Source organism: Silvibacterium bohemicum, assembly GCF_001006305.1.
Taxonomy (GTDB): domain Bacteria; phylum Acidobacteriota; class Terriglobia; order Terriglobales; family Acidobacteriaceae; genus Silvibacterium; species Silvibacterium bohemicum.
In genome coordinates this window covers 938,064-945,478 of sequence record NZ_LBHJ01000001.1, presented here as the reverse complement: position 1 = coordinate 945,478, position 7,415 = coordinate 938,064, and the positions used below count along the sequence as shown (strand labels likewise).

The window sequence follows — 7,415 nt, the reverse complement described above, 5'->3', positions numbered from 1 at the left end:
CTCCTCTGAAACCGCTGCTACCATCCTCCGCCTTAGCGGAGACTTACAGCGGCGGACCATCTCATTAGCCGACTTCCCGTTCCAAATCCAGCCTCGATGAGCGACTTGGCGATTATGCGCTCAGTGAGAATTCGGGGACAGAACGGAAGGCCTAGCCCGCAGTCTGACAACCAACGCGTGCTAGTTTTCGCTAGGCTCACACACAAAACCATCTGCCTGAGATGCGACCCGATGCCCAAGTGATGAAAGACGCATTCGCCATTCCCTAATTCCAAATGATTGTCCCATGTGATTGTCCTCCTTACCCGCACAGACTTGGTGCTTCTATAATCGGGCCCAGGAGAACCCCAAGTCGGAAAATGGACCGTGCTCGCGTCGGAGAAATTCTTAGTAATCTGACGGCTCTGGGGACCGAAGCGATCTCTACGCTTAAACCGGACGCTCAGGCGATTAACACTGCCGCCCACCAGGTTGGGCTCTCTTGGAGCGGATCCGCGCTCGGACACCATGCAGAAATGTATTTTGAGCACTTCCAGAGACCTCCTCGCGAGTGCCGATTCAACGCGGAATGGGGAACGCAGATGGGATGGCCGCGTGGCTGGTTCATTCCCACGGTCGAGGAGATAGAGGCGGAAATCAGTCGCATCAGCGGAGTCGATCTTGCTGCATGGAAGGAGCGGTACGAGGGGATGATGTTGAAGCTCCACGAACTGCCGGGCTCCCTGCTAGTTGAGATTCCCACCACAGCGGCAAATCTAGATCCGAGATTTGCGCGAATTGTGTCGGATATCGAAGCCTCGAAATTCGATGATTCCCACGCAAAGGAGTATTTGCGACAACAGCTCAATGCGCATAGGCCCTCGATCTCCAGAGACCTGCGCGCCATCAGCGCCAGCGGCGTTACCCTTCCGACCCATCTGTGCTACGAGGCGCTGGTTGAAGGGTTTGAATATACGCAAAAGAGCCTCGCCGCGCTGGTAAAAAACATACGCCTGTTGGCTAGATATATTGAGGTTCAGGGAGAATCAAATGCAATCGGGAGCAGCTCGGAGGCACAAACCATGCTGGAAACATTGACTAACGACCCGCTAATGTTGCGGAAAAGCGACGGGATGGCCCGCAAATTTCAAGGGCGCATAACCAGCGGAAAACTAACCACATTTGAATCGACACTCCCTTATGCTGAGGGAGACACGGTAGAACGCGAATTGCCCAACGGTCAGATAGAAAATTTTGAAATTCTGGAATTGGGATTCCACCAGGGACTTCCACCCCACATTGGTCCGCACTACCAAATGAAGATCCGGAAGATCACGGACCGCATCCCGCATATTGCGCCACCAAGCTCGGTGACCAACATCTACAACGTACATGGCCCAAACGCTCGGTTCAATAGCCAGTCCGTCGATCAATCACATAATGTCGTCCGCGTCGATGAGGGTGAACTGTTCCAGAAATTAAAGGAAGCAATCCAGGCCGCTTCTGCTAATTCACCTCAGCGAGAGCAATTACTCCTAGCGGTAGAAGAGATGAGCGCACACGCAGGCAGGTCGTCATTTGGCGATAAATTTCAGAGCTTCATGGCGCTTGCTTCCAACTGCATGACGGTAGTCACTCCTTTTCTCCCGGCATTGGCCAATCTCGCTGCGTCGGTCCACCATTGATCCAGAGCGACAAATGGGCAGCACGCAATCTTTCTCAGTTTTTGGCGTACGAATCGACATGGACGCAAGCTGCCATAACTGATAGGCGGCAGTGATTCTCGATTGATGCATGCAGGGCAATGCACTTACTGAGCCTTCGCTTAAGGTATGAACAGGCCTAGTCCTGCTAAACACCCACCACAATCAGTTAGACATACTCTGAATGGGCTCTCCATAACAGCGGGCAAGCGACGAGATATATTCCTATCTCAAATCAAACCTAGCCAGCCTCTGACCAACACACGGAAGCCACTCTCCCCGCAAGGGGCTTGGAGATATCTCAGGTCAACAACCTAACGCATCCCCCGATACACTCACCCTCTTACCAGACCTCAACCGCCAGAATCTTCGGAGAGCCCGCGATTCCGTTGACCACGTCCATGCCCAGTACAGCCTCGAAGTCGTGATTTCGAAATCCCGGACCGACCTTTCTGCGCAATTCTTCCAACTGGTTCGCATCCACCAGGAATTCACCGGCCGCGGCGGTTCCGGTCATGCCGATCCCGGCCACAATCATCTGAACCTGCCCGGTCGACTCGTCGTGAATGCGCGCGATCAAGGCGAAATCATGTTTGAAGGCCGGATATCCGGTCTTCAAATTGACCTCCCAATCCCGCTGAGACGGATTCTTGGTGTCGGTGATCCAATACTGTTCCCCGATGTCGCCCGCAAACCGGTAGCGCAGGTGGGCGATGGCGCGCAGCGTCCAGCCATTATCCAATCCGCCGATCAGCACGTCCGGCCCCTGCTGCAGATCATCGAGCGTGGTCGAAGTGCCGAGGCGCAGTCTTGATTCACGGTCGTGAACCGCAAGCCAATTGGAGATTCGCAGCGTCGCCAGGGCATCGCTGAAGACAACGTTCTCACCCTCATGCTCATGGTCGAGGAAGGTAGGACTCGGAGCCGCAGCCGAAGTTACCTGTCCATCCACCGGCGAGGAGGGCTTCGGTGAATCGGAGGACGAGATGATTCCCGCAGCTTTGGCATCTTCGGATCCAGTGGATCCGGCGGGAAGGCATAGCGTGACAGTCTGATGTGCGGCGAGGAGCGGCTTCCACAATTCCTCGGTCGCCAGGGGATGCGCCCACTGCCAGCCGAATATGGCTACCAGCGCCAGAAGAACAGCCGCCCCGAGTCCCACCCCCCAGCGGACAAGGAGCGAGAGACGTGTCCGGCTGCGTCCCGGCGAAATGGGAGGCGAGTCTGACGGAAGATCGACGGGTACAGCCTGGGCCGCCGCGGGGTGATTTCCATTTCCCGGGGCGCCGTTCGACGGAACCGCCGCAGACGGCAATGCGCCGGCTTCCCCAGTCTCTTCTATTGCAGCGTGATGCACTCGGGGCGGATAGAATTCCGGCTCGTAGCGGCCCGGCATCAGCTCGATCCGCATCTCGTTATCGTGCGCTTCTTCGTGATAGTACTGGGCGATGCGCTTGCGGATCTCGGCGATTGTGACGCGGACGATCGGATCGTTGGCCGTATCGTAGTCGGGCGGCCGGTTGAAAACACGGACCCCGAGCAGGCGCTCTTTGAGGAATTCTCCCCGGCCCTCCAGGGTCTCCTCCACGATGAAGCGAAATAACGCCGGATAGCGGCGGCTATTTTTGAAGTGTGAGGTATTCAGCAGACGATGCATCTGCTGCCTTACCTGGTCTCTTTCCTCCTCCGTAGCGGGAATCCATGGAGCTTTTTCATCAATTCCAGCACGAATCATGGGTGCCTCACCAAATCGTGAACAGCATAGGACACATCTGTAACATTTGACAACTGTTTATAACGCTAAATCATAAGTCTTTTACATCTCCTTACCTATATGTAAAACCCAGCGTTATTACCACAAAAGGTTCTTAACCTTCCGTGTAATACCAGAAATAGCCTATCCATTCGATTGGACGTGGACCCTATAATGCGGCCGGTTCAAACTCCAACCTTTGGGTGTAGGGAAATGTCCCCCGTTACCCTCACCCTTTAACCGTAGGCCGTCGACCGCTCCATAGGATATCTATGATCAAAAGACAAAAGTACTTCGAATTCTTCGCTGGCCAGTGCGAAGCTGTTCACCGTTGGAAAAAAATCCCATCGCGTTCCTGCCTCATCCTGATCGCTGCCATCTGCATGGCGCTCGCGACCGGGGGGGTGGCCCACGCGCAGACCGGAGGCGAAATCGGTGGAACAATCACCGACGCCACGGGAGCCGTCGTTCCCAACGCCAACGTCAGCGTGACATCGGTAGAAACCGGCGCCACCCACGACACCAAGACCAACGGTTCAGGAATTTTCGACTTCCCAAGCCTCCAGATCGGCCACTACAACCTGTCGATCAGTGCTCCCGGCTTCGAGGCCTATAAGAAGACCGGCATCGTCCTGAACATCGCCGACTCTCTCAAGGAAGACGCCACGATGGTGGTCGGCGGAGCCAGCCAGGTCGTCACCGTACAGGCGAACGTCCTCCAGGTTCAGTCGGAATCGAACCAGATCAGCACCCTTATTACAGGTCAGCAGATCAGTCAGCTGGCGACCAACGGGCGCAATGTAACCTCGCTGGCCTCTTTGGGCACCGGCGTCTCCGGCAACTTGCCCTCGTTTAACGGCGTGACCGCACAAGGAAGCACCGCGACTCTGAGCTTCAACGGCACCAACCCTAACCACAATAACTGGATGATCGACGGCGGCGAAGTGTATGACCGCGGTTCGGGAGGCAAACTGGACGTTCTGCCGGCCCCGGACGTCATCTCCCAATTTCAGGTGTTGGCCAGCAACTACACTCCCGATTTCGGTATCAGCTCCGGAGGCACGATCCTGATGGAGCTGAAGAGCGGCAGCAAGGCTTTTCACGGCGGACTGTGGGAGTTCAACCGCAACGACGACTTTGACGCCGGTTATTACTTTAATAAGCAGGCAGGTACGCCCGATCCTGAGCTTCGCCTGAACATCTTCGGCGGCGACATCGGCGGACCGGTCTTCATCCCTCACCTTTACAACAGCAGCCGGCAGAAGACCTTCTTCTTCTGGAGCGAAGAGTGGCGCAAGTACATCCAGGGCGCGAACGCTGCAGCCCAGAACACCGTTCCTCTGGAGGACTTCCCCACTGCTGGCAGCCCAACCTTCAACTACACTCAGTGGAACTGCGCCCCCAGCTGCCCGGCGGTGTTGAACCCTGTAACCGGCACTCCATACCCGATCGTCGGTACCGCCGCGGCGGCCGGTCAGCCCAACACCTACGCCATCCCGACTGCACAGCTTGACGCCAATGCCCTGCTCTTCCTCGGAACAGGTGCTATCCCTAAGCCGATCATCGACCCGACCGGCAACTCGCCACAGTTCATCTCCTCGCCCAAGCAGCCTACCTACGTGAGAGAAGATACGGTCCGGGGCGATCACAACATCACGGATAAGTTGCACCTGATGGGCAGCTACATCCATGACCAGATGTCGCAAACCTACTTCCCACCGCTGTGGAGCGGCACAACCTACACCACGGTCGGAAATATCTTCGCCAATCCCTCATGGGCGGCTGTGGTCAAGCTCACCCAGACCATCTCGCCGACCATGCTGAACGAAATATGCTTCTGCGTGAACGGAAACACGATCACAACGACACCCCAGGGCATCTTCGCGGAGCCGACCGGCTGGAGTGCCGGCAGCTTCTTCAATGGAAATACCGACAACCGCCTGCCTCAGATTGCCTTCTCCAACGGCCAGCTCAACACCACGTGGGGAACCAACTACTGGCCCTGGCACAATGCTTTCCTGGATTACCAGTTACGCGATGACTTCTCCATGACCAAGGGCCGCCACGCCATGAAGTTCGGCGGAGCCTATATGCGCATGGACAAAAACCAGCAACAACAGGCCGATACGCAAGGCGACTACACCTTCCAGGGTGGCGCGGGCGTTGCCTCGCAGGATCCCTATATCAATTTCCTGCTCGGCTATGCCAGTACCTACCAGCAGCTTAACGAACTCAAGACCTACCACTGGGTGAACAACACCTTCTCCGGCTACGCGATGGATGACTGGCACGCAACCCCGCGCCTGACGCTCAACATCGGCATTCGCTATGACGCCCTGCCAAGGGTTTATGAGAAGAACAATCAGGTGGGTAACTTCAACCCGGCAGCGTTCAACGCGGCCAATGCGCCTACGGCTGCGGACATTACAGCCGCCAACGGCAATGTGCCCAGCAATTTCCTAACTCAGATCGCGGGAGCTTCTGCGCCGTTCTATCTGAATGGTATTCAGATCGCCGGCTCAAATGGAGTCGCCCGAGGTCTGGTAAAGAACGATTTCCTTACCTGGCAGCCGCGCGTTGGCTTTGCGTGGGATGCTTATGGAGCCGGCAAGACCATCGTCCGCGGTGGCTTCGGATTGTTCTATGAGCGCGTTCAGGGCAACGATATCTACGATATCGATACCACTCCCCCGTTCTCCTTCCAGCCCAAGGCGAGCCGGGTGCTCTTCTCCAGCCCGAACACGAGCTGGGAGGGCGTGGTCACACCCCCAACCAGTCTGCCCTCCGCACCCGCGGGTATCAACTCCATCGGGTTCTATTACCCCAACCCGGCAACCGCGCAGTTCAGCTTTGGCGTTCAGCAGGAGCTAGCTCCGTCGGTCGTGGCCGCTATCCAATATGTCGGCACCACCGCCTGGAACCAAAACGACAGGGTGGAGCAGAACGACCTTCCTCTCGGAGACATAACCGACCGCCAGGCCGTCGCGCAAGGAGCCAACGCCAACCTGTACCGCCAATTCCTCGGCTACAGCAACGTGCTGCAATCCTCCAACGCCGTCAACTCCAGCTACAACTCACTGCAAGCCGCGGTCCGTATGGAAGCCAAGCACGGATTCTCCCTGCAGCTGGCGTATACCTTCTCGCATGAGATCGACAGTCAGAACGGAAGCCAGGATCTCGACACCGCCTCCAACCCCTATAACCTCCGCTACGATCGTGGTTCGGGAGCATTCGATCGTCGCAATATCTTCAACGCCAACTACGTCTACAACCTTCCCTTCTACCTCCACTCCGGTTCGATCTTGGAGCGGCAGGTCCTGGGCGGGTGGCAGATTTCCGGTGTCACTGTCGCGGAGAGCGGATCGCCCATCAACGGAGCGGGATCGACTCTGTCCTACAACGGTGCGGACACGCTCGGCCTCGGTGGAAATACCACCAATCGTCCCAACCTCGTCTCGCCGGTAACGTATCCGCATAAGCAGAAGGCATGGTTCAACACCTCCGCCTTTGCAAATCCAACCGCTCCCTGGGCGGGTGGAGGCAACAACGGATTCGGCAATGCCGGCAAGGATGCGGTCATAGCCCCCGGGCTCTTCAACTGGAACATCGCGCTCTTCAAAGACTTCCCAATCCACGAGGCGTTCCACCTGCAATTCCGGGCGGAATCCTTCAATACCTTCAACCATACGGAATTCAATCAGATAGACGGCGGAAGCAACGACGGCAACTTCGGACAGGTCACCAGCACGTATGACCCGCGCGAATTGCAGTTCGGTGCAAAACTGATGTTCTAACCTGAAAGACCGGAATAGGCACGGCGGCAACAACCGCCGTGCCTATTTTATTTTCCGGCCAACGAGGCTCAACCATCAGGATTTGACCGTCTCGCCGCTTCCTTCTCGCTCTCACTGCCTCAGATCCATCCCGTCTGCACCCAATCCTAAAAAACGCGCTCCCGTGAAACGTTCTCCTCGCGTCCG

The 7,415-nt window shown here is 56.7% G+C and carries 3 protein-coding genes; 2 read left to right on the top strand and 1 reads right to left on the bottom strand.

Annotated elements, in window-relative coordinates:
• Positions 1 to 359 precede the first annotated feature (359 nt).
• Positions 360 to 1,664 carry a hypothetical protein gene (locus XX99_RS03915; protein ID WP_050058028.1) on the top strand — a complete coding sequence of 435 codons (1,305 nt, stop codon included), beginning with the start codon at positions 360 to 362 and terminating at the stop codon, positions 1,662 to 1,664.
• Between the two features lie 361 nt (positions 1,665 to 2,025).
• Here XX99_RS03915 and XX99_RS03910 read toward each other — a convergent pair whose 3' ends face one another.
• Complete coding sequence (locus XX99_RS03910; RefSeq protein WP_050058027.1) at positions 2,026 to 3,417, bottom strand: hypothetical protein; 1,392 nt, start codon at positions 3,415 to 3,417, stop codon at positions 2,026 to 2,028.
• A gap of 290 nt (positions 3,418 to 3,707) precedes the next feature.
• Here XX99_RS03910 and XX99_RS03905 point away from each other — a divergent pair, with 290 nt between their 5' ends.
• A complete protein-coding gene (locus XX99_RS03905; RefSeq protein ID WP_082125219.1) occupies positions 3,708 to 7,229 on the top strand; it encodes a TonB-dependent receptor in 3,522 nt (1,173 codons plus the stop codon).
• Positions 7,230 to 7,415 lie beyond the last annotated feature (186 nt).